This window comes from Micromonospora arborensis (genome assembly GCF_003205615.1).
In the GTDB taxonomy this organism is placed as follows: Bacteria; Actinomycetota; Actinomycetes; order Mycobacteriales; family Micromonosporaceae; genus Micromonospora; species Micromonospora arborensis.
In genome coordinates this window covers 1-25,855 of record NZ_PYBV01000002.1, presented here as the reverse complement: position 1 = coordinate 25,855, position 25,855 = coordinate 1, and the positions used below count along the sequence as shown (strand labels likewise).

At 72.3% G+C, this 25,855-nt stretch carries 17 protein-coding genes and 1 tRNA gene; 9 read left to right on the top strand and 9 right to left on the bottom strand.

Annotated features, from left to right (window positions below):
* Positions 1-514: 514 nt before the first annotated feature.
* The gene (locus tag C7C45_RS01185) at positions 515-3,421 is read left to right on the top strand and encodes a glycoside hydrolase family 48 protein (RefSeq protein WP_110561741.1); all 2,907 of its coding nucleotides are present in this window, start codon (positions 515-517) and stop codon (positions 3,419-3,421) included.
* 329 nt (positions 3,422-3,750) lie between these two features.
* Here the strand turns inward: C7C45_RS01185 and C7C45_RS01180 are convergent, their stop codons facing one another.
* Positions 3,751-4,428 (bottom strand): DUF3159 domain-containing protein, encoded by a 678-nt coding sequence (locus C7C45_RS01180; protein ID WP_110561845.1) that lies wholly within the window; start codon positions 4,426-4,428, stop codon positions 3,751-3,753.
* Positions 4,429-4,628: 200 nt separating this feature from the next.
* On the opposite strand from C7C45_RS01180, the gene C7C45_RS01175 reads away from it, so the two are divergent.
* Complete coding sequence (locus C7C45_RS01175) at positions 4,629-5,516, top strand: phosphatase PAP2 family protein (protein WP_208641027.1); 888 nt, start codon at positions 4,629-4,631, stop codon at positions 5,514-5,516.
* A gap of 23 nt (positions 5,517-5,539) precedes the next feature.
* Positions 5,540-6,238: a maleylpyruvate isomerase N-terminal domain-containing protein gene (locus tag C7C45_RS01170; protein WP_110561739.1), complete on the top strand. Its 699-nt coding sequence runs from the start codon at positions 5,540-5,542 to the stop codon at positions 6,236-6,238.
* A 60-nt stretch (positions 6,239-6,298) separates the two neighbouring features.
* On the opposite strand, the gene C7C45_RS01165 is transcribed toward C7C45_RS01170, so the two are convergent.
* Together C7C45_RS01165 and C7C45_RS01160 are read right to left on the bottom strand one after the other, a co-directional pair.
* Positions 6,299-7,162 (bottom strand): DUF1028 domain-containing protein, encoded by an 864-nt coding sequence (locus C7C45_RS01165; RefSeq protein WP_110561738.1) that lies wholly within the window; start codon positions 7,160-7,162, stop codon positions 6,299-6,301.
* A 463-nt stretch (positions 7,163-7,625) separates the two neighbouring features.
* On the bottom strand, positions 7,626-8,834 hold the full coding sequence (locus C7C45_RS01160; RefSeq protein ID WP_244200178.1) for a low temperature requirement protein A: 1,209 nt from the start codon (positions 8,832-8,834) through the stop codon (positions 7,626-7,628).
* 166 nt (positions 8,835-9,000) lie between these two features.
* On the opposite strand from C7C45_RS01160, the gene C7C45_RS01155 reads away from it, so the two are divergent.
* Complete coding sequence (locus C7C45_RS01155; protein ID WP_110561737.1) at positions 9,001-9,984, top strand: LLM class F420-dependent oxidoreductase; 984 nt, start codon at positions 9,001-9,003, stop codon at positions 9,982-9,984.
* On the top strand, positions 9,981-10,772 hold the full coding sequence (locus C7C45_RS01150) for an SDR family oxidoreductase (RefSeq protein WP_110561736.1): 792 nt from the start codon (positions 9,981-9,983) through the stop codon (positions 10,770-10,772). The genes C7C45_RS01155 and C7C45_RS01150 overlap by 4 nt, the downstream gene beginning before the upstream one ends.
* A gap of 166 nt (positions 10,773-10,938) precedes the next feature.
* Here C7C45_RS01150 and C7C45_RS01145 read toward each other — a convergent pair whose 3' ends face one another.
* From C7C45_RS01145 to C7C45_RS35755, 5 genes are all read right to left on the bottom strand, one after another.
* Positions 10,939-13,311: a transglutaminase domain-containing protein gene (locus C7C45_RS01145; RefSeq protein ID WP_244200177.1), complete on the bottom strand. Its 2,373-nt coding sequence runs from the start codon at positions 13,309-13,311 to the stop codon at positions 10,939-10,941.
* Entirely contained in the window at positions 13,305-14,492 is a 1,188-nt protein-coding gene (locus C7C45_RS01140; RefSeq protein ID WP_110561734.1) for a DUF58 domain-containing protein, read from the bottom strand. The genes C7C45_RS01145 and C7C45_RS01140 overlap by 7 nt, the downstream gene beginning before the upstream one ends.
* 14 nt (positions 14,493-14,506) lie before the next feature.
* A complete protein-coding gene (locus C7C45_RS01135; RefSeq protein ID WP_110561733.1) occupies positions 14,507-15,502 on the bottom strand; it encodes an AAA family ATPase in 996 nt (331 codons plus the stop codon).
* Positions 15,503-15,529: 27 nt separating this feature from the next.
* On the bottom strand, positions 15,530-18,157 hold the full coding sequence (locus tag C7C45_RS01130; RefSeq protein WP_244200176.1) for a fibronectin type III domain-containing protein: 2,628 nt from the start codon (positions 18,155-18,157) through the stop codon (positions 15,530-15,532).
* A gap of 177 nt (positions 18,158-18,334) precedes the next feature.
* A complete protein-coding gene (locus tag C7C45_RS35755; RefSeq protein ID WP_167454600.1) occupies positions 18,335-21,211 on the bottom strand; it encodes a hypothetical protein in 2,877 nt (958 codons plus the stop codon).
* Between the two features lie 232 nt (positions 21,212-21,443).
* Between C7C45_RS35755 and C7C45_RS01105 the strand changes: the two genes are divergently transcribed.
* The 3 genes from C7C45_RS01105 (at position 21,444) to C7C45_RS01095 (ending at position 23,235) form a co-directional block, all read left to right on the top strand.
* Positions 21,444-21,530: transfer RNA gene (locus C7C45_RS01105), tRNA-Leu, on the top strand.
* Positions 21,531-21,844: 314 nt separating this feature from the next.
* The gene (locus C7C45_RS01100) at positions 21,845-22,180 is read left to right on the top strand and encodes a hypothetical protein (RefSeq protein WP_110561728.1); all 336 of its coding nucleotides are present in this window, start codon (positions 21,845-21,847) and stop codon (positions 22,178-22,180) included.
* Complete coding sequence (locus C7C45_RS01095) at positions 22,177-23,235, top strand: tyrosine-type recombinase/integrase (RefSeq protein WP_244200175.1); 1,059 nt, start codon at positions 22,177-22,179, stop codon at positions 23,233-23,235. Before C7C45_RS01100 ends, C7C45_RS01095 begins: the two co-directional genes overlap by 4 nt.
* Here the strand turns inward: C7C45_RS01095 and C7C45_RS01090 are convergent.
* On the bottom strand, positions 23,157-23,639 hold the full coding sequence (locus C7C45_RS01090) for a LacI family DNA-binding transcriptional regulator (RefSeq protein ID WP_244200174.1): 483 nt from the start codon (positions 23,637-23,639) through the stop codon (positions 23,157-23,159). The two genes, C7C45_RS01095 and C7C45_RS01090, sit on opposite strands and share 79 nt — an antisense overlap.
* Positions 23,640-23,964: 325 nt before the next feature.
* Between C7C45_RS01090 and C7C45_RS01085 the strand changes: the two genes are divergently transcribed.
* Positions 23,965-25,440: an arabinofuranosidase catalytic domain-containing protein gene (locus C7C45_RS01085; RefSeq protein ID WP_110561841.1), complete on the top strand. Its 1,476-nt coding sequence runs from the start codon at positions 23,965-23,967 to the stop codon at positions 25,438-25,440.
* The last annotated feature ends 415 nt before the right edge of the window (positions 25,441-25,855 follow it).

The window sequence follows — 25,855 nt, the reverse complement described above, 5'->3', positions numbered from 1 at the left end:
CCTCCCTCCGTGTGGCGGGACGATGGCTGACGACGGCGTCCGGGCTGGCCCGTCGTCGGCCCTCGGGCTGGTTCGCCGAGTCCGTCAGAGACGGCCCCAGCGATCTTCTTGTTGGAACCTTGTCGATGGAAGCGCTCCCATCGACCGATGTTGCGACTGTAACGCCCGTCACGCCTTTGTGAAAGACCCAAAACGAGATCGAAACAAGGAGTCGATCCGGCGCCCTCTGTGCTTGTTGTGGGAGCGCTTCCATGGCAGACTGTCGATTCAACGCGGCAGGAGCCACACCGCGTGAGCGCGGGTCTACCGAGGGCAGCCGGCAGCACCACCTCCGGTCACGGTCACCCCATCGCAGCCGGCGGGACCCCCTCCCGCGCGGGCCGCACCGCCCTACCCCGGCCGGGCCCGGGGACACCACCTTCCCGGCGCCTCGAATCTCCCGCGGACCACCACCCTCGCGGGCAGGCGCCTCGCCGGGGACCGTCCCGGCCTGGTCCGAGGAGACACCGCGCACATGAGACAACTGGCAATACGCCGCCGCGTGGCGCTCGCCGCCGCCGCGCTGCTCGCCATCGGCGGGGTGACCCTGCCTGCCGGCGCCGCACAGGCCGCACCCGCCTGCGACGTGGTCTACGCGACCAACGACTGGAACACCGGCTTCACCGCGAACGTCACCATCAAGAACCTGGGCGACCCGGTGAGCAACTGGACGCTCAAGTGGACCTTCCCCAACAGCGGTCAACGGGTCACCCAGGGCTGGTCGGCCAGGTTCAGCCAGTCCGGCAGCGAGGTCACCGCGACCAACGAGTCGTACAACGGCAACCTTGGCACCGGGGCCTCCACCACCATCGGCTTCAACGGCGCCCACTCGGGCAGCAACCCGAAGCCCACCTCGTTCACCCTGAACGGCACTCCCTGCAACGGCACCCCGGCCAACCAGCCGCCAACGGTCGCGCTCGGCCTGCCGAGTGGGCCGTTCACCGCGCCGGCCGACGTGCCGCTGACCGCCACCGCCAGCGACCCGGACGGGACGATCAGCAAGGTCGAGTTCTACCGCAACGGCCTACTGATCAACACCGACACCTCCGCGCCGTACGCCTACACCCAGGAGGACCTGCCGGCCGGCAGCTACACCGTCCAGGCCAAGGCGTACGACAACGCCAACGGCATCGGGGTCGACGAGAAGGCGTTCACGGTCACCGCCGCAAGCGGCCCGACGCTTGTCGCCACCCCGTCCGCCGTGAGCGTCACCGAGGGTGGTACCGCCACCTTCAACCTGAAGCTCAGCGCCGCGCCGACGGCCAACGTGCCGGTCACCCTCACCCGCACCGGCGACACCGATGTCACGGTCTCGCCGACCAGCGCCACGCTGACCCCGAGCAACTGGAACACCGGGGTCACCGTCACGGTCGCCGCGGCGGAGGACAGCGACACCGCCGGCGGTGCCGCCACCATCACCGCCTCCGCCACCGGTCTCGCCTCGCTGGCGGTCACCGCCACCGAGATCGACAACGACACCCCCGGCGGCGACAACACCTACATAGCGAAGTTCCTCGAGCAGTACGGCAAGATCAAGAACTCGGGCTACTTCAGCCCCGAGGGCGTGCCGTACCACTCGGTCGAGACGCTGATCGTCGAGGCGCCCGACCACGGGCACGAGACCACCTCGGAGGCGTTCAGCTTCTGGCTCTGGCTGGAGGCCCAGTACGGCCGCGTCACCCAGAACTGGGCGCCGTTCAACAACGCCTGGACCGTCATGGAGAAGTACATCATCCCGACGCACGCCGACCAGCCGACCGCCGGCTCCGCGGGCACCCCGCAGTACGCCGCGGAGTACAACCTGCCCAGCCAGTATCCCTCGGCGCTGAACCCGAACATCTCCGTCGGGCAGGATCCGCTCCGCGCGGAGCTGCAGTCCACCTACGGCACCGGCGACATCTACGGCATGCACTGGCTGATGGACGTGGACAACACCTACGGCTTCGGCCGCTGCGGTGACGGCACCACCAAGCCGGCCTACATCAACACCTTCCAGCGGGGCACCCAGGAGTCGGTGTGGGAGACCATCCCGCAGCCGTCCTGCGACACCTTCAAGCACGGCGGTCAGTACGGTTACCTCGACCTGTTCGTCAAGGACACCGGCGCCCCCGCCAAGCAGTGGAAGTACACCAACGCCCCGGACGCCGACGCCCGCGCCGTGCAGGCCGCGTACTGGGCGCTGACCTGGGCCAAGGCGCAGGGCAAGCAGGCCGACGTGGCGGCCACCATCGCGAAGGCCGCCAAGATGGGTGACTACCTGCGGTACGCGATGTTCGACAAGTACTTCAAGAAGATCGGCAACTGCGTCGGGGCCAGCACCTGCCCCGCCGGCAGCGGCAAGGACTCGGCGCACTACCTGCTGTCCTGGTACTACGCCTGGGGTGGCGCGTACGACGCCAGCCAGAACTGGTCCTGGCGGATCGGCTCCAGCCACAACCACTTCGGCTACCAGAACCCGTTCGCGGCCTGGGCGCTGACCAACACCCCGGAGCTCAAGCCACAGTCGTCGACCGCGGTCGCCGACTGGACCAAGAGCTTCGACCGGCAGCTGGAGTTCTACACCTGGCTGCAGTCGTCCGAGGGCGGCATCGCCGGCGGCGCCACCAACAGCTGGGACGGCAGCTACGCCCAGCCGCCGGCCGGCACCAGCACCTTCTACGGCATGTTCTACGACGTCGACCCGGTCTACAACGACCCGCCGTCGAACCAGTGGTTCGGCATGCAGGCCTGGTCGATGCAGCGGATCGCCGAGCTGTACCTGCAGACCGGCAACGCGAAGGCCAAGGCGCTGCTGGACAAGTGGGTGCCGTGGGCGATCGCCAACACCACCGTCGGCACCAACTGGTCGATCCCGTCCGACATGGCGTGGACCGGTCAGCCGACCACCTGGAACCCGTCCAGCCCGCAGCCCAACACCAACCTGCACGTCGAGGTGATCAGCAAGGGCCAGGACGTCGGCGTCGCCGCCTCCTACGCCCGGATCCTGATCGCGTACGCGGCCAAGTCGGGCAACGCGGCGGCCAAGACGACCGCCAAGGGGCTGCTCGACGCGCTCTCCGCCGCCAGCGACGCCAAGGGTGTCTCCACCACCGAGAAGCGTGGCGACTACCGGCGCTTCGACGACACCTACAACGCCACCACCGGGCAGGGCGTCTACGTCCCGCCGGGCTGGACCGGGAAGATGCCGAACGGCGACACCATCGCCGCCGGCAAGAGCTTCCTCGACCTCCGGTCCTTCTACAAGAACGACCCGGACTGGCCCAAGGTGCAGGCGTACCTGGACGGTGGTGCGGAGCCCAGCTTCAACTACCACCGGTTCTGGGCACAGGCGGACGTCGCCATGGCGTACGCCGACTACGGCAGCCTGTTCCCGAACGGCTGACAGCGACCCGGGGTGCGGCGGCGTGGACCGCCCACCCCGGGGTCCGACCAGGGTTCGGGGAACGACGGACCCTGGTCGGCGGACGGCCTGACACCCACGGTCAGGCCGGGGTGGGCCGGCCATCTGGCCGACGCAGCGGATCGGCTGGCCCACCCCACCGCCCGGACTGGAGCCAACCGCGAAAAAGCCCAGAAATTCGGGCCATCACGGGATCACGCCGAAGTCCGCGACGGAGTAACGTACGTCACCGGAGAGGCCGCTCCCCCCGTGGCGGCCTCTCCACTTTTCTGCCCCATCACCGCCTTGCCGCCACCCGGAATCGCCCCGGCTCAGCGCGGCGCTGTGGCCGGTTCTTCAGGAACCGGATGACGCAGACCCGGGTGCCCGGCCGGCAACGACCGCCGCAGCACCACCCAGCTCAACGCCAGAGCCGCGGCGACCAGCGGCCAGGTCAGCGCCACCCGGGCCACCACCAGCGCGAGCACCTGCCCACTGAGGTACAAGGGCACGAACACCGCGAGCCGCAGCACGTACGTCGCCGTCCACACCCAACTGGCCCGGCCGTACCCGCGTCTCAGCGCCCGGTCCCGCCGCCACCGGGTGCGCTGCCCCAGCACCGCGCCGACCAACACTCCGAGCAGCGGCCAACGCACCACGATGCTGACCGCCCAGGCGAGTGCGCTTGCCGCGTTGGAGAGCACCTGAATGAGAAAGAAATCCTCGGCCCGGCCGGTGCGCACCGCGATCAACGCCGCGACGCAGACGGCCAGCAGACCGATCAGCACCGAACGTGGCCGATCACCCCGGAACAGCCGTACGCCGGCCACCGCCGCGCCCACGGCCAGCGCCGCGCCGACCCCGCCCCAGAGCGACTCGCCGCCCAGCAGCCAACCGGCCGCGAACGCCAGCGGCGGCAGGGTGGCGTCGATAGCACCGGCCCGCCCGCCCAGCAGCTCCGCCAGCGACTCGGTCCGCGCCCGCGCTTCAGGCCCTGGCTCGGGGGCCAGCCGGGCTTCAGGCTCCGGCTCAGGGGACGGCCGCGCTTCAGGCCCCGGCTCGGCGGCCGGCCGCCGAGCGGGTTCGGGTGCGGCCTGACCGCTGTCGCGCTCCGGGGATCCGCCCACCACCGCCTCCTCGCCTCTGGCACAACCTAACCGTTGACGGGCGGCGGGCCACCGGTCGACCGACCACCACCGGCCGATACGGTGTGCGGATGCGCGCGACGGCACGGGGTTGGACCGCGGTCTGGTTGGTCGTACTGGCCCTCGTCCAGGCGGCCGCCTTCGTCGCCGTGTGGCGGGTGGCCGTGCACACCGAGATCGGTCAGTGGGTGGACACTGTGGCGCTCACCGGCAACCGGATCGGGCAGGACGCCATCGACGGACCCGTCAACCGGATCCTCAACGCCATGTCGGTGGTCTCCCTGCTGGCCGCCACCGCGATGATCGGGTTCATCGCGCTGATCCGGGGACGGATCGCCCTGGCCATCACCGCGACCCTGCTGATCGCCGGAGCGAACCTCTCGACCCAGTTGCTGAAGCACGGCCTGAGCCGGCCCGACTACGGCATCGACCCGGATCGCGTCGCGGTGGGCAACAGCCTGCCCAGCGGGCACACCACAGTGGCCGCGTCGGTGGCGGTCGCGCTGGTGCTCGTGCTGCCAGCCAGGGTGCGGGCGGTCAGTGCCTTCCTCGCCGCCGGCTATGCCGCCGTCGCCGGAGTCGCCACCCTCTCCGCCGGCTGGCACCGGCCCAGCGACGCGGTCGCCGCGTACCTGGTGGTGGGTGTCTGGGCGGCGATGGCCGGGCTGGTCCTGCTGATCACCCAGCGGGAGCAGGCCGAGGTCGCGCCCGGCGACGCGCACCGCCTCGCGGCGCTGGTGCTCGGCATCGGCGGCGTTCTCGCCCTGGTCGCCTGCGGATTCGCGCTGGCCTGGCTGGTCGACCTGCGCGACACCGGGCCGGAGGACCTCACCCGCCGACCACTGTTCGTCGGGTACGCGGGCAGCGCCGCCGGCATCGCCGGCACGATGGCGGTGGTGATGGCGTTGGTGCTCACCGTCGTGCACCGGCTGGTGCCTCGGGTGAAGGGCTGAGCGGGCACCAGTAGGGTCGTCGGATGATCGAGAGCCTGGATGCCCGCAGCCTGAGGGACCCCGTCCGGGTGGCGTTCTCCGCCGAGTGCGCGCAGCTCACCGAGATCCTGGCCGAGCTGGTCGACGCCGACCTCGACCGACCCACCGACTGCCCGCCGTGGACCGTCCGGGAGCTGATCGCCCACATCCGCACCGGAGTGGGCCGGCTGGCCGACATGCTCGCCGCACCGGCCCCGCCACGGGCGGAAGTGGACGCCGCCGGCTACTTCGGCAGCGCGAAGTTCACCCCACAGGTGGACGCCGACCGGATCGCCGGCGGCCGGCAGGACGCGCTACAGGTGGACCGAGCAGCGCTGGCGACCGAGTTGGAACACGCCTGGCGGACCACCGACGTGGCGGTCGCCGCCGCGCCGACCGACCGGGTGGTACGCACCCGGCACGGCGACGCGATGCTCCTCACCGAGTTCCTGCGGACCCGGGTCGTCGAGGTGGGTGTGCACGGTCTGGACCTGGCCGCCGCGCTGGGCCGGCCGCCATGGCTCACCCCGCAGGCGGCTGCGGTGATCGCCGACCTGCTCACCGGCGGGAAGCCGACCCCGGCCGGGCTGCGCTGGGACGAGCTGACCCTGATCCGCAAGACCACCGGCCGCGCGGCGCTGACCGCCCCGGAACAGGCCGCGATCGACGCCGCCGGCTTCCGCTGGCTGGCCTTCGGCCGCTGACCCTGGTCGCGGCCGGCACCGATCGCGCGGGCCACCGTCAGCTCCGTGGGCCTGGGCGGGTCAGCTCGCGGAGCGGGGTGCGGGGACGTGCGGGGCGACGCCGCGCAGGTGCGTCAACACCACCGGGTCGATCCGCCCCGGCACGAGCCGTTCCTCCAGGTTCTCCAGCCCGGCCCAGGAGATCAACGCCGCCTCGGTCCCGTCGTCCGCCACCGAGTGACCCAGCGCGCTGAGCAGCGCTGCCACCTCGTCGGCGACCGCGCCGCTCAGGTCGAGCAGGGTGGCCGGGTCCGGCCGGCTGAACAGCATGGTGTGCACCGCGAGCAGTCGACTCAACTCGGCGACCGGGTCCGGGTGGTCGTCCACCCGAAGGTCCACCAGCACGTCGCTGCCGCCGGCGTACCCTCCGCCGCGCTCGACCACCAGCAGGCCGGCGCTCTGCCGGCCTCGCCGGTCGCCGCCGGCCTCGTCGCCGGCGCGCAGCGCGGCGACGAGCCGCTCGGCGAACGGCAGCGCGGACCCGGCCAGCCAGGCGTCGCCCAGTGCGTCGACGACCTCCGGGCCGGTGAGCACGTTGCCCTGCGCGGCCCAACCGTCGCCGGTCCGCCCGCCCGCCCACGGGTGGCAGGCCGGCCCGGTCCAGTTGGCGCCCGAACCGCTGACTCCCACCACGCCGAGCTGGCGGTGGTCCCGCTCCGGGTCGGCGGCGATCAACCCGGCCACCACGTCGGCGGCGGCCACCCCGGTACGCAGCAGGGTGAGGCCCTGCGGGCGGTAGGCGAGGTTGACGTGCGCCTGGGTGGCCAGGGCGCCGACCTCGGCGGCGGCGGCCGGCACCAGCGCGCCGGCGGCGAGGAACTTGCTGGCGACGGCGACGCCGTGCAGGCGGCCGTCGGCGGAGCGGGCGACGAGCGAGAAGGTCACCCGGCAAGATTAACCTGCCGCGCCGTCCGTAAGATCACCGTACGTCGATGGCCTAAACGCCGTTGCGGCGGGGCAGTGGCCGTCACGTCAACGCCCTTAGGAGACTGGGAACAGACCTCCTGGTTGGTCATCTTGTGTCGAGCAAGATGACCAACGAAGCAACAGCGTCGGGTGCCGTTCGAGGGCTCGTCGACGTCGCAGGCAAGCAGGCAGGCAGGCACCTATGCATCGCCGCCTTTGCTCTGCTTCAATCCAGGCAACACCGCGCGTCCGATATGCGGACACCGGGTGTTGCCTATGTTGAAGCAGAGCAAAGGCGACCCGAACACCACTGCCAACCGCCCTACGAGGCGCCCACGCGTGATGACAGGCTCTTCCGCCACGGACCCCAAGGTTCCCTTTTCAGTCCTCAGAGGGGTTGCCACGCCGACCCCAGCCATCACGCAATGGTGTTGTCGACGACTCAGAACGGTGGCGCGGCGGCCTCCGGTGGGGCACCGTGCGCCCGGCGGCTGTCGGCGACCGCGACGGCGGCCAACACCAGCACCCCGACGGCGGTCGCGGCCACACCGGGCAGGAGGAGCAGCGGTACGGCCGCCGCCGCCAGCACCAGGACGGCGATCCACCGCGACGGGGAGACCCGCCCGAACACCTCGTACTCGAAGCGGGCCCGGCCGACCAGGAACAGTGCCGGCCCGCCCAGCACCATGGCCAGCCACGGCCCGGGGATCTGCTCCAGCGGATGCTCGATGATCAGCTCGTAGCCGATCGCGGTGGCAGCGAGGCCCACCACCATCACCAGGTGGGTGTCGGCGGCCGAGCGGCCGATGTTGGCGGGATGCCGGGCCTTCACCACCGCCTCGCCCAGAATCTGACCGGCGCGCTGGACGTAGATGCGCCACAGCATGATCGTGGTGGCCACCGCGAGCCCGAACGCCCACGCGTGCCCCGACTTGTACGGCTCGGCGCTGTACGCGAAACCCGCCACCAGGATCGTCTCGCCCAGCGCGACGAGGAAGAACTGCTGGTACCGCTCGGCCAGGTGCTCCCCGGCGATCTCCCACTTCGAGACCTTCGACCGGCCCAGCCCCGGGACCGGCCAACCGAAGCGAGCGGCTGCGTATTCGAGGACCAGCGCCGCCGTCCAGAGCACCACCTGCCCATTGGTCGACAGCATCGCCCCGACGATCCAGAGCACCCCGCTGACGGCGAACACCACCGCCATCCGCACCTTCAAGCGGCGGTACGGGTGAGCGCCGAGCGCGACGGCCAGGATCAACGGCCGGGACACCTGCGTGACGACGTACGCCACCGCGAACATCAGCGCGGTCTCGCTGAACGCGCGGGGGATCGCCACCCCCATCAGCATGCTGCACACCAACGCGGTGATCACCACGGTCTGCAGCGGCACCCGGTACGGGTCGTAGCGGCTGGTCGTCCACGCGGTGCCCTGCCAGACCGCCCAGAGCGCGAGAAGCAGCAGCAGGGTCTTGCCGCCGCCGGTGACCGTGCCCCAGCCATGCTCCCGACCCGGTTCCCGGGTCAGGTCCTCGAACGCGCGTGCCGAGATCCGGGTGAGCGCGAAGACGTACACCAGGTCGAAGAAGAGTTCCAGGAAGGTGGCCCGGCCGGGAGGGTTCGCCGCAGGGACCGGCTCCAAGTGTCTCGCCACCCTGGAACCCATGGTCAGCGGCCTGCGCCGTTGATTCGGTCCACCTCGAAGTCGTAGCACCATCGGTGGTGGGCAGGGCCGGAAACCGGCGATTCTGCCCAGTACGGGGATCTTGCTCGGGCGCACCGTCAACGGGCACGATCGATCGGTGACGAATCGATGGGGCATGACGGTACCGCTGGGTGGCCTCGCATTGACCGACCATGACGCCGGCTACGCGGCCCTCGACCAGGCCGGGTTCACCGACGTGTGGTCGTCCGAGGTCGCCGGGACCGACGCGTTCACCCCGCTGGCGCTCGCCGCGGCGTGGCAGCCTCGGCTGCGCCTGGGCACCGCGATCACGCCGGTCTTCACCCGTGGCCCAGGGCTGCTGGCGATGAGCGCGGCGGCGTTGGCCGAGGCCGCGCCGGGTCGGTTCGCGCTCGGCATCGGCGCGTCCTCACCGGTGCTCGTGCGGGACTGGAACGCCGCGCCGTTCGACGAGCCGTTCCGGCGGACCCGCGACATGCTGCGCTTCCTGCGCGCCGCGCTGCGCGGCGAGACCGTCGACGAGGCCTACGACACGTTCACCGTGCGCCGGTTCACGCTGGAACGGCCACCCGCAGTGCCGCCGCCGATCCTGCTCGCCGCGCTGCGCCCGGGGATGCTCCGGCTGGCCGGAGCGGAGGCCGACGGGGTCATCCTCAACTGGCTCAGCGCCGACGACGTGCCGCGCGCCCTCGCCGAGCTGGGCGAGCGGCGTGCCGGCTTCGAGGTCGCCGCCCGGATCTTCGTCTGCCCCACCGAGGATGCCGCGTACGCCCGCGCGTTGGGTCGCCGGCTCATCACCAGCTACCTCACCGTCGGAGCGTACGCCGAGTTCCACCGCTGGCTCGGCCGCGACAGAGTCCTGGCGCCGATGTGGGAGGCGTGGGCCGCCGGAGACCGGCGCGGTGCCAGCGCGGCGGTGCCGGACGACGTGGTCGACGCCCTGGTGCTGCACGGCTCACCGGCGCGGTGCCGCGCCGAGGTGCGCCGCTATGCCGACGCCGGCGTGGATGTGCCGGTGCTCGCGTTGCTGCCCACTCCGGAGGTGACGACCGGCGGCACGACCGCCTTGCTCACCCTCATCGCCCAACTGGGTGCCGACCCCGCAGGAGCGTCCGCGTGAACCTCACCGACCGGATCGTGGTGATCACCGGCGGCGCCGGCGGCATCGGGGCCGCGCTGTCGCGCCGCTTCGCCGCCGAGGGTGCCGCCGCCATCGTGGTCGCCGACCTGAACGCCGAGGCGGCGGACGCGGTGGCCGAGGGCATCGGCCCGGTCGCGCACGCCATCGCACTCGACGTCACCGACGAGGAGCAGGTGCGCGACCTGGTCGCCGACACCGAGGAGCGGTACGGCCGCATCGACCTGTTCTGCGCCAACGCGGGCGTGACCACCGGCGGGGGAGTGGAGGTCGACGACGCCGGTTGGGACCGGGCGTGGCGGGTCAACGTGCTCGCCCACGTCTACTCGGCCCGGGCGGTGCTGCCCGGAATGCTGGCCCGGGGCGGCGGCCACCTGCTGCACACCTGCTCGGCGGCGGGTGTGCTGACCGCGGTGGGCGACGCCGCGTACACCGCGACGAAGCACGCCTCGGTGGGGTTCGCCGAGTGGCTGGCCATCACCTACCGGGACCGGGGCATCCGGGTCAGCGCGCTCTGCCCGCAGGGGGTGGACACCCCGATGCTCGCCGACGGGATCGCCGAGGGTCACCTCGGTGCTCGGGTGATCGCCGCGTCCGGTGCGGTGCTCACCCCGGACCAGGTCGCCGACGCGGCCATCGCCGGGCTGGCCGAGGAGCGTTTCCTGATCCTGCCGCACCCGGAGGTCGCCGACTACGCCCGCCGCCGCGCCGAGGACCCAGACGGCTGGCAAGCCGGCATGCGCAAACTAATCCGCCGCCTAACCCCCTAACAGTGCTCCCCCCCGCCCCCGCCCCCGCCCTCGCCCCCGCCCCCGCCCCCGCCGGGCCCCCGGGGCGCCCCCTGGTGATCAAGAGGTTTGCGTCAGGAATGGGCCCGGTGGTGACGCAAACCTCTTGATCACCGCTGGGGGCGGCGATCACCGCTGGGGGCGGCGATCACCGCCGGGGGCGGCGGGGGTGGGGGTGGTGGGGGTGGGGGTGGCGTAGGGGGGCGGGGTGGACGGACCAGAGCAGGCGGCGCCACCAGGGGCGGGCGGAGCGCAGGGTGGCCACGTAGGCGGTGGCTGCCTCGGCGGCCCGGGTCGCCTGGTCCGGCGTAGTCGCATCCGGGGCGAAGCCCACCCGGTTCAGCAGCTCCGCCAGCTCGTCGACGCCGCCGACGTCCGTACCCGCTGCGGCGCCACCATCGCTGTCGTCGTCGCCGGCTCGGCGGGCTCGGGCCTCGGCAAGGGCCTGGCGGGCGTGCCCGGCCACCTCGGTCGCCGCCAGGTCGTCACCGACCGGTCGGCCGGCCAGCCGCAGCGCGTCGGTGACCTCCCGCCAGGCGCCGGCGACGCGTTGATCGGGGTCGCCCCGGCCGAGCCGGGCGCGGGTGAGCGAGCGGCGCATCGCCAACAGGGTGAGCAGCAGCACCCCTACCAGCAGCAACAGGCCGCCGCTGCCCCCGGCGACGAGCACCGGAGTGGACACACCGTCACGGCCGGGCGGCCCCGCAGGGGCGGCCACCGGCTCCGGAGACGCGCTCGGCTCCGCGGTGGGCGCCGGGGCCTCCGACGGCGGCGGATCCTCCGGCGTCGGGCGGAAATCCTCCTCCACCGGCCTCGGCTCCTCGTTCGGGCGAGGTAGCGGATCGAACGACACCCAACCCACCCCGTCGAAGAGCACCTCCGGCCAGGCGAACGCGTCACCGGCCAGCACCGGCCCCTGCCCACGGGGCCGGAAACCCACCACCACCCGGGTCGGCAGCCCGGAAAGTCGGCCGAGCACCGCGAACGCCGCCGCGAACTGCTCCGAGGTGCCCTCCTGCCCGCCGCCGTTGCGAGGCCCGTACAGGAAGAAACCCAGATTCGGGTACGCGTGCCCGCTGGGCGCGTCCGCCACCACCCGGTAGTGCTCGGCCAGGAACTGCTCGATCGCCAGAGCCCGGGCGTACGGGGCGCCGTTCTCCTCGGCGAGCTGCGCGGCCAGCCGGCGCATCGGGTCGGGCACACCGTCGGCGACCCGCAGCACCCGGGCCACCTCCTCGCCGGCCGGCACGTTGGCCGTCGCCAACAGGTTCGAGTCCGGGTGCTCCTCGGCAGAGGTCACCGCGTACCGCAGGCCCGGCGTCAACCCCTCCGGCCGGATCAACGTCCCGCTCGCCTGGTCGTACGCCACCCGCGCCCCACTGACCTCCCGGGGAGTCGCCACGGCGGGCAGGAGCCGACCGCTCAGCTCCGCCACGGTGACCTCCTGCCGGACCGTCCGCACCGTGCTGTCCCGCGGCGGTGTGACAGCCGGCAGGATCCGCCCGGCGTTGCGGTACGTCGCGCCGACCCGCCAGGTCACCCCGTCGTAGTCGCTGAGCACCGCCAACCGGATCCGGGCGCCCGCGCCCGTGTCGTCCGCCGCCGGCCCGTCCTCGGTGGCCGGCCCTGTGCTCGGTGCGGCGTCGCCGGCCGGGGCATCGGAGCGCTCCGTGTGCACCTCGAGAAGTTTCTGCTCCGGATGCAACGCCCAGCCGGAGATCCGGATCAACGGGTTCTCGTCGAGCGTCTGCACCTGCGGTGGCTCCACGTACCGGCGCGGGTCCACCGGCCGGCCGTCGACCTGGTCGGCGACGACCGGGCCGAGCAGCGCGACGAGCCCGACCACCAGGGCCACCCCGAGCGCCGCGCTCGCGGCCAGCCGGAGCCGCACCGCCGCGCGTACCCCGGGGGCCAGATCAGCGGCCGGATCCCCGCCGGCCGGTGCCGTCCTGGCGGGGGCCGCCAGGCCGACCGCCGCGACCGTGACGAACGCCAGCGTCGCCCCGACCGCCGGCGCGGCATTCGGGCCGATCACGTAGAGGGCGGCGGCGTAGAGCCCCGCCGCCGGCAGGTAGCCCAACAGCACCCGGCCGGCGCGCAGCGCCACCTCCGCACCGGCCAGCCCGGCCAGCCAGGCGGCGACAACGGGCACCAGCACCGTGTCCGGGGTGGGCTCCACCGGGATCATCGCGGTGAGCAGCCGGGGAATGCCGTTGCGGGCGGCGTCCGTGGTGATCTCCACCAGGCCGCCCGGAATCTCGGCGTGGGTGGCGGCCAACCGCAGCGACAGGAGTGTCCAGCCGGCCATCGTGGCGACCGACACCGGCGCCACCAGCCAGGACGGCAGCCGCCGGGCGGCCACGCTGACCAGCACCGAACCGGCCGCCGCGCCGATGACCAGCCGGGTCAGTAGGTCACCCGCGTACACCCGGCCGAGCACCACCCCGGCGAGCGAGGTCAGCCCGATCAGCGCCAGCGGGACGACCGCCGCCCGCAGCACCCGCACGGCGCTCGTCACCACCGGCGTACCCCGTCCCACTCCGCGGCGAACTGCGCGCCGTCCGCCGCGTCGACGACCACCAGACCGGCCGCGCCCGGCGGCGTCGGCTCGGCCGCGCCGAACACCCCGACCACCACCGACGGGTACGCCCCGCGCAGCGCCCCGACGTGCCCCAGCTCGTCCCGGCCACCCGGCCCGGTCAGGAAGATCAGCGTGTCGCCGAGCCGGTCCTGGCGCAGCCGGCTGGTTGCCGCGCGCACCGCGCCGTCGTCGCCGGAGAGTTCGGCGGCGGCGAGCCGGTCCAGCGGCCCGAGAACCGGCCCGACCTCCGCGTCCCCGCCGGGCGTCCCGGCCTCGGCTTCGGCGTCCGGCTGCGCGGCGGCCAACAGCAACACCACCGGCAGGTCCGCGCGGTGCGCGGCGGTGACGACCGACGCCGCAGCCTCGCAGGCCGACTCGAACGACTCCGCCACCCCACCCACCCGCTGCGGGTGCGCGACGACACGGTTGTCCAGCAGGACGACCAGACGCGGCAGGCTGGTGTCCACGTTCTCCCGCACCATCAGCTCACCCACCCGGGCGCTGGTCCGCCAGTGCACCCGGCGCAGCTCGTCGCCGACCACGTACTCCCGCAGCGAGTCGAACGTGATCGACCCGTGGGGCACCCCGTCCACCCGACCGTCGAGGCTGCGCCCCGAACCGCGCGGCACCGCCGTCAGCGGATGGATGCGGGGGTGCACCCAGACCGGCACCGACGCGCCGTACGGGCGGGCCAGCGCCACCAACCCCAGCGGGTCACGGCGAGTCACCCGCAGCGGCCCGACCGGCACCACCCCACGACGATGGGTCGGCACGTCGTAGCGGACCTCGGTGTCCCGACCGGGCCGCAGGCGCAGCACCGGCACCGGCACGCTGCGCTCCCCGCACCGGTCCTCGGCCAGCAGGTTCGCCGACCGCAGCCGGCCGGTGTTGCGCACGGTCAACGTCATGCTCGCCGGCTCGCCGCGCGCAACCCGGTCCGGGTCGGCGCGACGGGTCACGGCCAGCCGGGGTCGCCAGGCCGCGACCAGCGCGGCGTAGCCGACGGCCGCGCCGGCCGCCGCGCCAAGCAGCGTCAACTCGGGGTACGCGAACCGGAAACCCGCCCCCAGCAGCACGACGGCGGCGACGAGCAGCCCGACTCCGCGGGCGGTGATCCCCATGCCGCTGCTGCCGGTCAGCCCTGCACCGGAGCGGGTTGCCCCGACGGCAGGGGCACCGGCACCGAGGCGATGGCCTGGCGCAGCACCTCCGCGGCGGTCATCCCGCGCACCTGGGCGTCCGGGGTGAGCAGCAGCCGGTGCGCGAACACCGCTTCGGCGAGCGCCTTCAGATCCTCCGGCATGATCCAGCCCCGCCCGTCGATCAGCGCGTACGCGCACGCCGCCCGCGTCAACGCGATCACACCTCGGGGACTGACCCCGACCCGCACGTGCGGGTGGGTGCGGGTGGCGGCGGCCAGCCGGACCGCGTACGCGTAGAGCGGTTCGGCGATGTGCACCCGGCGGGCCATCCGGACCATCTCCCCGACGGTGGCGGTGTCGGTGACCGGGGCGAGCGCCTCCGGGGAGCGCACCGTCGCGCCGCGCAGCACCTCCACCTCGACCGCCTCGTCCGGGTAACCGACGGACAGCTTGACCAGGAAACGGTCCAACTGGGCCTCGGGCAACCGGTAGGTGCCGTCCATCTCGACCGGGTTCTGCGTCGCCACCACCAGGAACGGCGACGGCACCGGATGCCGGACCCCGTCCACGGTGACGGTGCGTTCCTCCATGACCTCCAGCAGCGCCGACTGGGTCTTCGGCGACGCCCGGTTGATCTCGTCGGCGATGACGATGTTGGCGAAGACCGGCCCCGGGTGGAACTCGAAGTCCCTGCTCGCCTGGTTGAAGATGGTCACCCCGGACACGTCCGACGGGAGCAGGTCGGGCGTGAACTGGATGCGCCGCCACTCACCCTTCACCGTGGCGGCGATGGCCCGGGCGAGGGTCGTCTTACCGACCCCCGGCACGTCCTCCAGGAGCACGTGACCCTGCGCGAAGAGTGCGGTCAGCGCCAGCCGAACCACCTGCGGCTTGCCGAGCACCACCGCGTTGACGTTCTCGGCCAGCCGGGCGGCGAGGGCGGCGAAACCCTGCACCTCCGGCTGGGTGAGCGGCTCGTGGGTGTTCACGGTCGGTGGTGCTCCTTGGCTGGTGTTTCAGCAGGTGGGCAGGACGTTGATGTTGTCGCCGCCCTCCAGGTTGAGCCAGGCCCACGGGATGTAGTACTTGCCACCCCCGAAGTTGACCTGCACCCACCAGGTGCTGCGCTTCTGATTGTTGTAGATCCAGGAGTCGACGTCCTCACCGGCCTTCTTGCAGTACGCCTGCAGCCGGGTGCCGGGCTTCGCCCAGCCAGCCTGCTGGTCGTTGTCCTGCCGGGCGACCTTGAAGACCTCGTTGCCGTTGCGGCCGTCGACTTCCTTGTTGCAGTAGGTCCGCTGGTCGCCGTCCGGCCCGTTGTTGCAGGTCGCGATCCCGTACAGCGGGGGCGTGGCCTGCGCCTTCGTCGCCGTGCCGTTACCGGCGGCGTTGGTGGCCGTCACCGTGAACGTGTACGCCGTGCCCGGCGCCAGACCCGACACGGTGATGCTGGAGCACGCCCCGGCCTTCGCCGGCTTCCCCGGCGTGCTCACCGAGCAGGTGACCTGACCTCCACCAGCGTCCACGGTGAACGTCACAGTCGCCGACGTGGCCGTCGCCGACGAGCCGGTCACCGTGACCCGCGGCTCGGCGACCGTACGCGCGGTGGCCGTCGCCTCCGGGCCAGCCCCCGCCTCGTTGACCGCCTTCACCTTCACCGTGACGTTCTGGCCGTTGCCCAACCCGGTGACGGTCGTGCGGGTGTCGGCCACCTCGCTGACGCGCCCACCAACGTCCACCAGGTACTTCGTCACCGGGCGGCCGTTCGCCTCGGCCGGCGACCACTGCACCGTGACCGCACCCGGCTGGTTGGCGACCGTGCCGGCGCTCAGGTCGAGCGGCCGACCGGGCGCCGCGAAGGGCACCACCGTGTTGCTGACCGGCGACGCCGCCGACCCGGCGCCCTTGTCGTTGACCGTCACCACGGTGAACGCGTACTGGGTGCCGAACTCCAACTCGCCGGCGGGCACCACCAGCTCCGTCTTCGTCGACTCACCGGCCGGCGCGTTCGCCCCCGCCGAACTGGCCGTGACCGCGTACTTCGCGATCTTGTTGCCCTGCCCGTTCGCCGCCGGCCACTTCACCAGCACCGTGCCGTCGGGCCGCTCCTGGGCGGTGACGCTGGCCGGCGGGTCGGGCACCGCAGCGGTCGGGGTCACCGGGTTGCTGTTGCGCGACGGACCGTCGCCCTTGGCGTTGACGGCGTGCACCGCGAACCGGTACGTCTCGCCGTTGGTCAGACCCTTGACCTCCACCGCACGCTGGTTGGCGCCCACCTCCAGGCGCTGGCCGGCGCCCTCCACCACGTACTTGATGATCTCCGCGCCGTTGGCGGCGGCCGGCCGCCAGCTCACCCGCGCCTGAGCGTTGCCAGCGGCGGCGGTGACGCTGCGCGGCGCGCTCGGCTTGCCCACCCGGGGCTTCTTCGGCGGGGGCGGCGGCGGAGCAACCGGTGGCGGGTCGCCGCCGAGCACGTCGTTGGCGTACTTGTTGACCTCACGCACCTGGTGCTTGTCGTCCACCACCCGAGCGGTCGCCGCGTCCGGGGAGTTGATGAACAGGTGATTCTCCCGTACTTCCAGCTCCATCGGCCCGTTCGCCCGCCCGCGGATGGTCTCGACCAGCTGACCGCCCGCATCGAAGGCGTAGATCGTGCCGGTGGCCTCGTCGGCGCAGTAGAACCGGTCCGCCCAGGCCACCGCCGGGCTGAGTCGGTCACCCTCGCCCGGCACCGTGAACGCCCGCTCCTCACCACCGTCACCCACCACCAGCACCCGCCGCTCGGCAGGCACGGTGACCGGAACCCGCTGCCCGCTGGTGCGCGCGGGTAGCGCCGCCGGACCGGACAGCGTCAACGGCGTCGGGTGAACCTCGCCCCGCTGCACCCGCACCAGCTTCCCGGCCGTGCGATCGAGCACCGCCACACCCTCGTCCAGGGTGGACACCACCAGCTCGTGGCTGGCCTCGGCGACGTCGTACGACTCGACACGCTTCGGGCTGAGCCCCGCTCCAGCGGGCGCGGCCGAGGCCGGCGCGGACGGCAACGTGGCGGCGGTGATCGCCGAGACGGTGCCCTGGCTGGGAACCGCGATCCAGAGCCGACCCTTGCCGTCGAAGGTGCCGCCGGTGATGCCCGGGGGATAGCGCACCGGCTCGCCGACCGGGGTCAGCGACCGCGGGTCGAGCTGCCGCACGATGCCCTGCACGGCATCGACGACGAACGCCGAATCCTCGTGCAGGGCGACACTCACGCCCAGGCCAGGAGTGGTCTTGGTGGTCGCGCTGAGCTGCAGGGTGGCCAGGTCCAGTGAGCTGATCTGCCCCGTCTGCAGGTCACGCAGGATCAGCAGCCGGTCGGTCTGGGCGATCTGCATCGGGTGCTGACGGGCACTGGGAATCTCGGTGCGGGTGTCCACCCGGGCGGTGACCCCGTTGACCCGGGCCAGCTCGCTGCGTGCCGTGCTCCAGAGCCAGGAACTCGCGTCGTAATTCGCCACCGCGTTGTCGGCTGCGCCCAGCCCGAGGACGGTCAACCCCATGGCGGCCAGCAGCGCGGTCACCGTGCCAACGGTCACCAGCCCGCCCCGAAGTCGAGACCGGGAGCGAGGGGCGTTGGTCCGTTCGGCGTCGTCGATGCTGGCCACAGCCGGCTGCCTCCCCTGAGTCGTGGCAGGTGGCGCGCCTCGCGGCGACCCCTCCCCTGAGCCGGGTGCCATCATATGGGGATGCTGGTGACGGGGGAACCCGCACCGTCACCCCTGTGGATACCGAGCGTGTGCGCTGTGGACGCCCAGCTCAGCCCGGTTCAACCCCAGCTCGCCTCAGCTCGCCGTCGGCCGGGCCGAGGGTTTGCCGCTCGACGGGGTGGTGCGCTCCCGAGCCGTGCAGACCTGTGCCGAGGTCGCGAAGGTGTCGGTGGAGTAGACCGCCAACACCGTGAAGCAGTGATCCACCCGCGAGTTCAACCCGTTGACCGTGTAGCTGGTCTTACCCGGGTCCACGGTGGCCATCACTCCCAGGGGCTGCCCGGCCCGACCGGCGGCGACCATGAACGGCACCGCGCCGCCGGACGGGTCCGTCCAGGTCAGCGTGATCGTGGTCAGGTCATCGCGGAGCTTCAGATCCCCGGGCGGAGGCCCGGCCGCCGTCGGTCCCGCCGCCGTCGGTCCCGCCGCCGTCGGCGCGGCCCCGGAGGGCGGCGGATCGTCGCGGGTCAACACCACCGCACCCAGGCCGGCGACTGCCACGACGGCCACCCCGGCAGCTACCACCGCGCCGATCAGCGTCGCACGGCTGCGGCCCGTCGACCCTCCCTCATCGGCGTACGCCGGCCGGTACGCGTCCTGCACCGGGTGGTACTGCTGACCCGGGTACGGCGCCTGGGTCGGGTACTGATTCTGGATCGGGTACTGATCCTGAGCTGGGTACTGGGGTGGGTACTGGTCCTGGTGGTACTGCGGAGTGGGTCGCGGGGCGGCTGGCCACGGCCCTGCCGGGTCGGTGCCGTTCTCCGGTGACCAGGCTGCCGGGATCGGCTCGGCCGATCCCGCCCGCGGGCTCGATTGTGCGGTGAGCGTGTTCGGCTGCGCGGCTGTCGGGCTCGGTGGTGCGGTGAGCGTGTTCGGTTGTGCGGCCGTCGGGCTCGGTGGTGCGGTGAGCGTGTTCGGTTGTGCGGCCGTCGGGCTCGGTGGTGCGGTGAGCGTGTCGGGCTGTGCGGCCGTCGGGACCGGCTGCGCGGCGATGGGCTGGCTCGGACTGGTGTCACCCCTGGGCGGACCACTGTCCGGCTGGACGGCCGGGAACACCACGGTCTGGTCGGACGGCGCGACCCCGGCCTGCCGTGTCGGCACGACCCCGGCGTCGGCGCCGCCCAGCCCGAGCTGATCGTCAACGCCGGCGCCCACCGCGTCCACCGGGGGCAGCTCAGCGGAGTCGGCACCGGGAGCCGCCAGGGGTTGCGGTGGAGCGTTGAGGCTCCACGGCGGCGCGGTCATCCCCCACGGCGGTACCGGTGGTGCGCTCACCGGCGGAGCGGACACGGGTTGTCCGTAAGGCGGCGCGGAGACTGATTGCCCGGAACCGGGCGGGGCGGACACCGGATAGGTGTGCCCGGGTGGTGCGGACACCGGCGGCCCATAGCCCGGTGGCGCGGAGACGGGGTATGCCTGGCCGGGTGGTCCGGAGACCGGATATGCCTGGCCGGGTGGTCCGGAGACGGGGTACGGCTGGCCGGGTGGTGCGGACACGGGTGGCCCATAGCCGGGTGGCGCGGAGACCGGGTACGGCTGGGCCGGTGGCCCGGAGACCGGGTACGGCTGGCCGGGTGGCGCGGAGACCGGCTGTGGAGGAACGGGTGGCCCGCTGACCGGATGGGCTGGCGCGCCGCTCACCGGATGCGCCGATCCTGGCTGCCTGTCGGCGGAGGACGGCCACCCTGGCGATGTCGCCTCGGCGCGGGACGCGTCGACCGATCCGCCCACCTCGGTTGGTCTGGCTGCGGCGTGGGCAGCCTCCTCGGCGAGTAGCGGTTCGATCTGTCGTACCTGGATCGTGGGGTTGTCCCAGCGTGGTGCCGGCACCATCGACGCTGGCGCGGCGGCGGTCGGCGGCGGAGCGGACGGGCTGGACGGCTGGCGGGGCAGGTCGACCGCCGGGTGGTTCGCCGGGTCGCCCATGCGCTGACGGGGCGCTACGGCTGGCCCAGACGGCGGTCGCTGCGGTGGCCGCTGACCGGACGGCTGGGGCGGCCGGCTCTCGGCCCTCGGCTGGGGTGGCTGGCTCTCGGCCCTCGGCTGGCTCTCGGCCCTCGGCTGGCTCTCGGCCCTCGGCTGGCTCTCGGCCCTCGGCTGGGGTGGCTGGCCGGCCGTTGACCGGTCGGTCCCGGGCGGTTGGTGGTTGGCGCGTTGGCGCGGCGGCAGCGAGGGCCTGGATTCGGCGCGCGGCGGGCTGGGCTGCGTCGGCGTGATCGAGGAAGGTGCCGGCTGGGCGGGCGTCAGCCGGGAAACCGGAGCCGGCGCGGTGGTGACGTTGGTGGGCGCGGCGGGTCCGCGTACCCCAGGAGGGGTTGCTCGGGGTGTGGCCGGCGGTTGCGGCGGAGCCCACGGCGAACTGGTGGCCGGCGGGCCGCCAGCGGAGGGCCGCATCGCGGCCAGGGTCGCCATGGACAGGGTCGGGCCGGACAGGGCCGACCGGGTGGCCGACTCGGTCGCCGTGGCGGCCTGGCCCGGACCGGGCGTCGGCGGCGGGGCGTGTTGCTCGTTCGGCGCTGGCGCGGACGGCCCGAGGTAGTGGCGGGCCGCGCGTACCGCCGGGTGGTGCTCCCCGAGCGTGGCGGGCCCGGCGGTGGCTACGCGGGTGTAGTTGCGGCGGGCCTCGTGCCGGTTGCCCAACTCCTCCGCCAACTCGCCGAGTTCGAAGGCGAGGGCGAGCAGCACCGGGTTGGAGTGCTCCCAGCGCCGCTCGCCCGCCGCGAACGCCTCCTCCAGCACCCGGCGGGCGGCGAGCAGGTCGTCCGCCTCGCGGTGCAGCCGGGCCAACAGGTGCGCGGTGTGCAGCATCTCGGGGTGGTCGGCGGCGTACGGCGGGGGAGCGGATCCGACGGCCTCCGCGAGCAGCTGCCGCGAGGCGCTGAGATCGCCCGCGGCGCGCAGGGCGAGGGCCCGGTGCTGAGCGGCTGCCAGGGGGGAGGGATGAGGCACGTGGCAATGCTGCCGCCAGAGGGCCGCCGAACGCTAGCCGGACACGCCCCGGAGTGGTGTCGATGAGCGCGTGCGAGGTGGTTTGAGCAGCGGCTGAAGCGCTGGGGGAGGGGTGCCGGATGGCGATGTGCATGATCCACGAGTGGCGTGTACAGTAACTCCCCGTGCGGCCCGCTGTGCCGACATCGGATGGAAAGATCATCTGGGTCGGCGAGGTAGGCTGAACGTGTAGGTCCGGGTGGCGGAATGGCAGACGCGCTAGCTTGAGGTGCTAGTGCCCGTATAGGGCGTGGGGGTTCAAGTCCCCCCTCGGACACCAAAGTTCGTGGATATTCACGCGAGAAGAAGTTGATCTCGCGTGGATATCCACGCGAGATCAACTTCTTCTCGCGTGGGGACGCGAGCCGCGACGACTCATATGTGCGCACCGACCCCAGGGAGCCGGCGCCACCTGCGCTGACTCCCTCGCCCTCGTGCTGGCGGGGGGCCTAGGTGATCCCCGGCAGGCCGCGCCCTCGCCGGCCCGACGAGCAGCTCGTCGAGGCGCTCATACCCACCCCACTGCCGGTCGCATCGCCGGAGCCGGCACCGCTGCCGACATTGCCCGCGCCCGCCGCCCGCACGAGTGATGGCGTGCTGTTCGACGTGGGCCGCCCCGACGCCACCGGCCGCATCACCGCTCGTGCACTGTTGCGGGCCTTGGGCTGGACACCGGGCCTCACGCTGCATGTCGATGTCGTGACCGGCGCAATCCTGATCACCCCGGCCGCCGACGGCGCGCACGTCGTGGGCACCCGCGAGGAGCTGCCCCTACCGTCCGCCGCCCGACACCTGTGCGGCATCGCCACCGGCGAACCCGTCCTCCTGGCTGCCCTGCCACGGCAGAACCGCATTGTCGTGCACCCCTCAAACACCATCACGGCGGTCCTGGTCGACCTGCACGCCCGCGTCCTTGGAGAGCCCTCATGACCATGGATCCCGATCGTGTTGCCACCGCCCGAGCGCTGCTCGAGCACCTCGGCCTCACCGCGGCCGACCTCACCGGCAGTAACCGGCCTGCCGTGCCGACAGTCGCCGAGTACCTTCCTGTTGTGGTCGCGGCGGCGAGCCCGGGCACCCGACGCACCTACGGCAGCTCCTGGCGACGGATGGTCGCCGCCCTCGGCGATTGGCGCATTGACGCGGTGCGGGCCAGCGACCTCGAAGCCCTCATGCGACAGGCCGCCGCAGGCGCCCGCCCTCGCCGCAACTCCCGAAACGGCCGGCACGCCGGCGAGCACCTCATCGCCGCCGCCCGCGCCTTCTACAACCGCGCCATCGCCGACGGCTACCTGACCATCGCGGACAGCCCTGCCCACCGGGTCCGCAAACCTCGCCGGCTGCCCAACACCCGCCGCGCCCTCACCCCCGACGAACTGTCCGACATCAACGCCGCCGCCCGCAGCGGCGGCAACGACATCGTGCTCGACGCCCTGATCCTGCGCCTGCACACCGAAACCGCCTGCCGACGCGGCGGCGCTCTCGCGCTACGCCTGACCGACCTGGACACCGACCACGCGCTGATCCGCCTGTCCGAGAAGGGCGGCACGCAACGGTGGCAGCCCATCACACCGATGCTCGCCAGCCGGTTGGATGACCATGCCCGAGCCCGCGGCGCTGTCGCACCGACCGATGCGCTGCTGCGCTACCGCAACGGCCAACCCGCCACCTACCGGCGCTACGACCTGATGTGGAAACGCATCGGCCGACAGTTGCCGTGGGTCGCCGCCCAGGGAATCACCACGCATTGGCTGCGTCACACCACCCTCACCTGGGTCGAGCGGCACTTCGGCTACGCCGTCGCCCGCGCCTACGCCGGGCATACCGACCGCCGCGGACCCGCCACCACCACCTACATCAAGGCGGACCTCCAAACCGTCGCTACCGCCCTGGCAGCTCTTACCGGTCAGCCACACCCACTGGCCGTCGAACAGCGAGGGCGCCCACGGCCTTCGGTGCAGCCTGTCGAGCCGCCGATCCGGTGAACGTGATCAGGTCGAACGCCACCGATCCGCGTCACAAACGAGGCCGCTGAACTCGATGACCGGCGCGTCACGCCGGCCGGCTCGAACGACCGGTCGTGGTCGCCCCCGGACGGGGACAGCAGCACGTCGAGGTCGTGGCCTGCGGCCGCCTCGACGACGCTGGCGACGAAGCCCAGCTGCATGTCGGTCAACCGCTGGCTCGCCGGGGGAATCACCAGCCCGAGGGTGCGGGTGCGTCCCTCCTTGAGCGCGCGGGCGCTGGCGTTCGGTCGGTAGTCCAGCTCGTCGATGACCGCCTGGATCCGCTGCCGGGTCCCCTCCGACACGGTCCGTTTCCCGCTCAGGACGTAGGAGACGGTGCTGCGGGACACCCCCGCCCGGCGGGCGATCTCCCCGATGTTCATGCCGCGCCCTCGAATCGATTCTTGCCCCGAAACGGGCACGCACCCTCTTCCCTGCCGAGCATATCCGTCCGGACCCAAGCCCCGAGGCAGCAAGTTCCCCGGCCAGCGGGGCGTCGACCGGGTCGGATGCGACGGCCCGCGCCCGGTAGCGCGACGAATGGACGGGCATTAATGTAAACAGGTATGACGTGTGACGTCGGTCTGGGTCGGTAGCGAGGCTCGAACCACCGCCGCCCACGCCACCAACCGTATCGAACTGGATCGGTTCGGCAGCACAGGCTCAACCCGCCACCACCACGCTCCACCACACCGCCGAGAGGATCCGATGAATGTGAAGAGACGACTGAGTCGTCTGCTCGCCGCGACGGGAACCCTGCTGGTTCTCGCTGTCGGCGCCAGCATCTACGTGGTCTCGGACGCGCCGGGTGTCGCCCGCGCCGCCGGCACGGGACCGTGCGACATCTACGCCTCGGGCGGCACCCCGTGCGTCGCCGCGCACAGCACCACCCGCGCGCTGTACGGCGCGTACAACGGCCCGCTTTACCAGGTTCGCCGCTCGTCGGACAACACCACTCGCGACGTCGGCGTGCTGAGTGCGGGCGGCTACGCCGACGCCGCCACGCAGGACACGTTCTGCACCAACACCAACTGCGTCATCACGATCATCTACGACCAGACCGGCCGCAACAACCGCCTCACCCAGGCCATGGGTGGCGGCGTGCCGGGCCCCGGCCCTGGCGGGTCGGACAACCTTGCCGACGCGAAGGCGGCGCCGATCACGATCGGCGGCCAGAAGGCGTACGGCGTCTACATCGCCCCGGGCACCGGCTACCGCAACAACAACACCAACGGCATCGCGACCGGCGACCAGCCCGAGGGCATCTACGCCGTCCTCGACGGCACGCACTACAACAACGGGTGCTGCTTCGACTACGGCAACGCGCAGACGAACGCCATGGCCGACGACATCGGCATCATGGAGACCATCTACTTCGGCAACAACAAGGTGTGGGGCTACGGGGACGGCAACGGCCCCTGGATCATGATGGACATGGAGTGGGGACTGTTCTCCGGGGTGAACGCGCGGTACAACCCCATGCCCCCCATCAGCCACCGCTTCCTGACGGCCATCGTCAAGGGCGAGCCCAACCACTGGGCGGTCCGCGGCGGCAACGCGCAGTCCGGCGGCCTGACGACCTACTTCGACGGACGCCGCCCCAACGGCTACCACCCGATGAAGAAGGAAGGCGCCATCCTGCTCGGCATCGGCGGCGACAACAGCAACACCGGCCGAGGCACCTTCTACGAGGGCGTGATGACCTCCGGCTACCCGACCGCGGCGACCGAGGACGCGGTACAGGCGAACATCGCCGCTGCCGCGTACGCGCCGTCCGGTGGCGGTAACCCGACACAGGGCGTCCAACTCGTCGGTGGCCAGTCCAACCGCTGCGTCGACGTGCCGAACGGCACCACCACCAACGGCACCCAGGTCCAACTCTGGGACTGCGTCGGCAACACCGCCCAACGCTGGACCCACACGGCCGGCAAGCAACTGCAGGTGTTGGGCAACAAGTGCCTCGACGCCAGCGGCCAGGGCACCACCAACGGCACCCAGGCCATCATCTGGGACTGCCACGGTGGCACCAACCAACAATGGAACATCAACTCCAACGGCACCATCACCGGCGTCCAGTCCGGGCTCTGCCTCGACGCCAGCGGCGCCGGGACCGCCAACGGCACCAAGCTCCTCCTCTGGGCCTGCAACGGGCAACAGAACCAGCGCTGGTCCACCCGCAGCTGATCCGTACCACCACCCGATCGGCGGTGCCGCCTCCGCGAGTCTCGCGGAGGCGGCACCGCCCGTGGTGCGGCTCATGCGCGGCGAGTGGGGGCGTCAGCACCCGCAGCGCCCAGCGCGAGAGACCCTCAAACGCGGGGGCAGGCCATCTTGGGACCATCACGATGCAGACGCGAAGGCCGCCGATGTCAACGCCCATGTTGAGCGGACATAGGACGACGCCGGCGGGATTACTCGGCAACCACGGACTGTGTCGACGCCGTCGGGGCCTTAGGGACTTGTGTTCTCACCCAGCACCAATGCCGGTCAGATACGCCGACGCGAGTGAGCTAAGACGGGTAGACAAGGCAAAGGACGTGGCACAGCGAGCAGGATCCCTACTTCCGGGCGCTCCACGAGAGGTTGCGTCCACGGGAGT

Excerpts from the sequence above, each read along its gene's own strand:
- C7C45_RS01140 (WP_110561734.1), bottom strand. The coding sequence starts at position 14,492 with ATGGGGATCACCGCCCGCGGAGTCGGGCTGCTCGTCGCCGCCGTCGTG.
- C7C45_RS01090 (WP_244200174.1), bottom strand. The coding sequence starts at position 23,639 with ATGAACATCGGGGAGATCGCCCGCCGGGCGGGGGTGTCCCGCAGCACC.
- C7C45_RS01155 (WP_110561737.1), top strand. The coding sequence starts at position 9,001 with ATGACGGTACCGCTGGGTGGCCTCGCATTGACCGACCATGACGCCGGC.
- C7C45_RS01095 (WP_244200175.1), top strand. The coding sequence starts at position 22,177 with ATGACCATGGATCCCGATCGTGTTGCCACCGCCCGAGCGCTGCTCGAG.
- C7C45_RS01170 (WP_110561739.1), top strand. The coding sequence starts at position 5,540 with ATGATCGAGAGCCTGGATGCCCGCAGCCTGAGGGACCCCGTCCGGGTG.
- C7C45_RS01185 (WP_110561741.1), top strand. The coding sequence starts at position 515 with ATGAGACAACTGGCAATACGCCGCCGCGTGGCGCTCGCCGCCGCCGCG.
- C7C45_RS01085 (WP_110561841.1), top strand. The coding sequence starts at position 23,965 with ATGAATGTGAAGAGACGACTGAGTCGTCTGCTCGCCGCGACGGGAACC.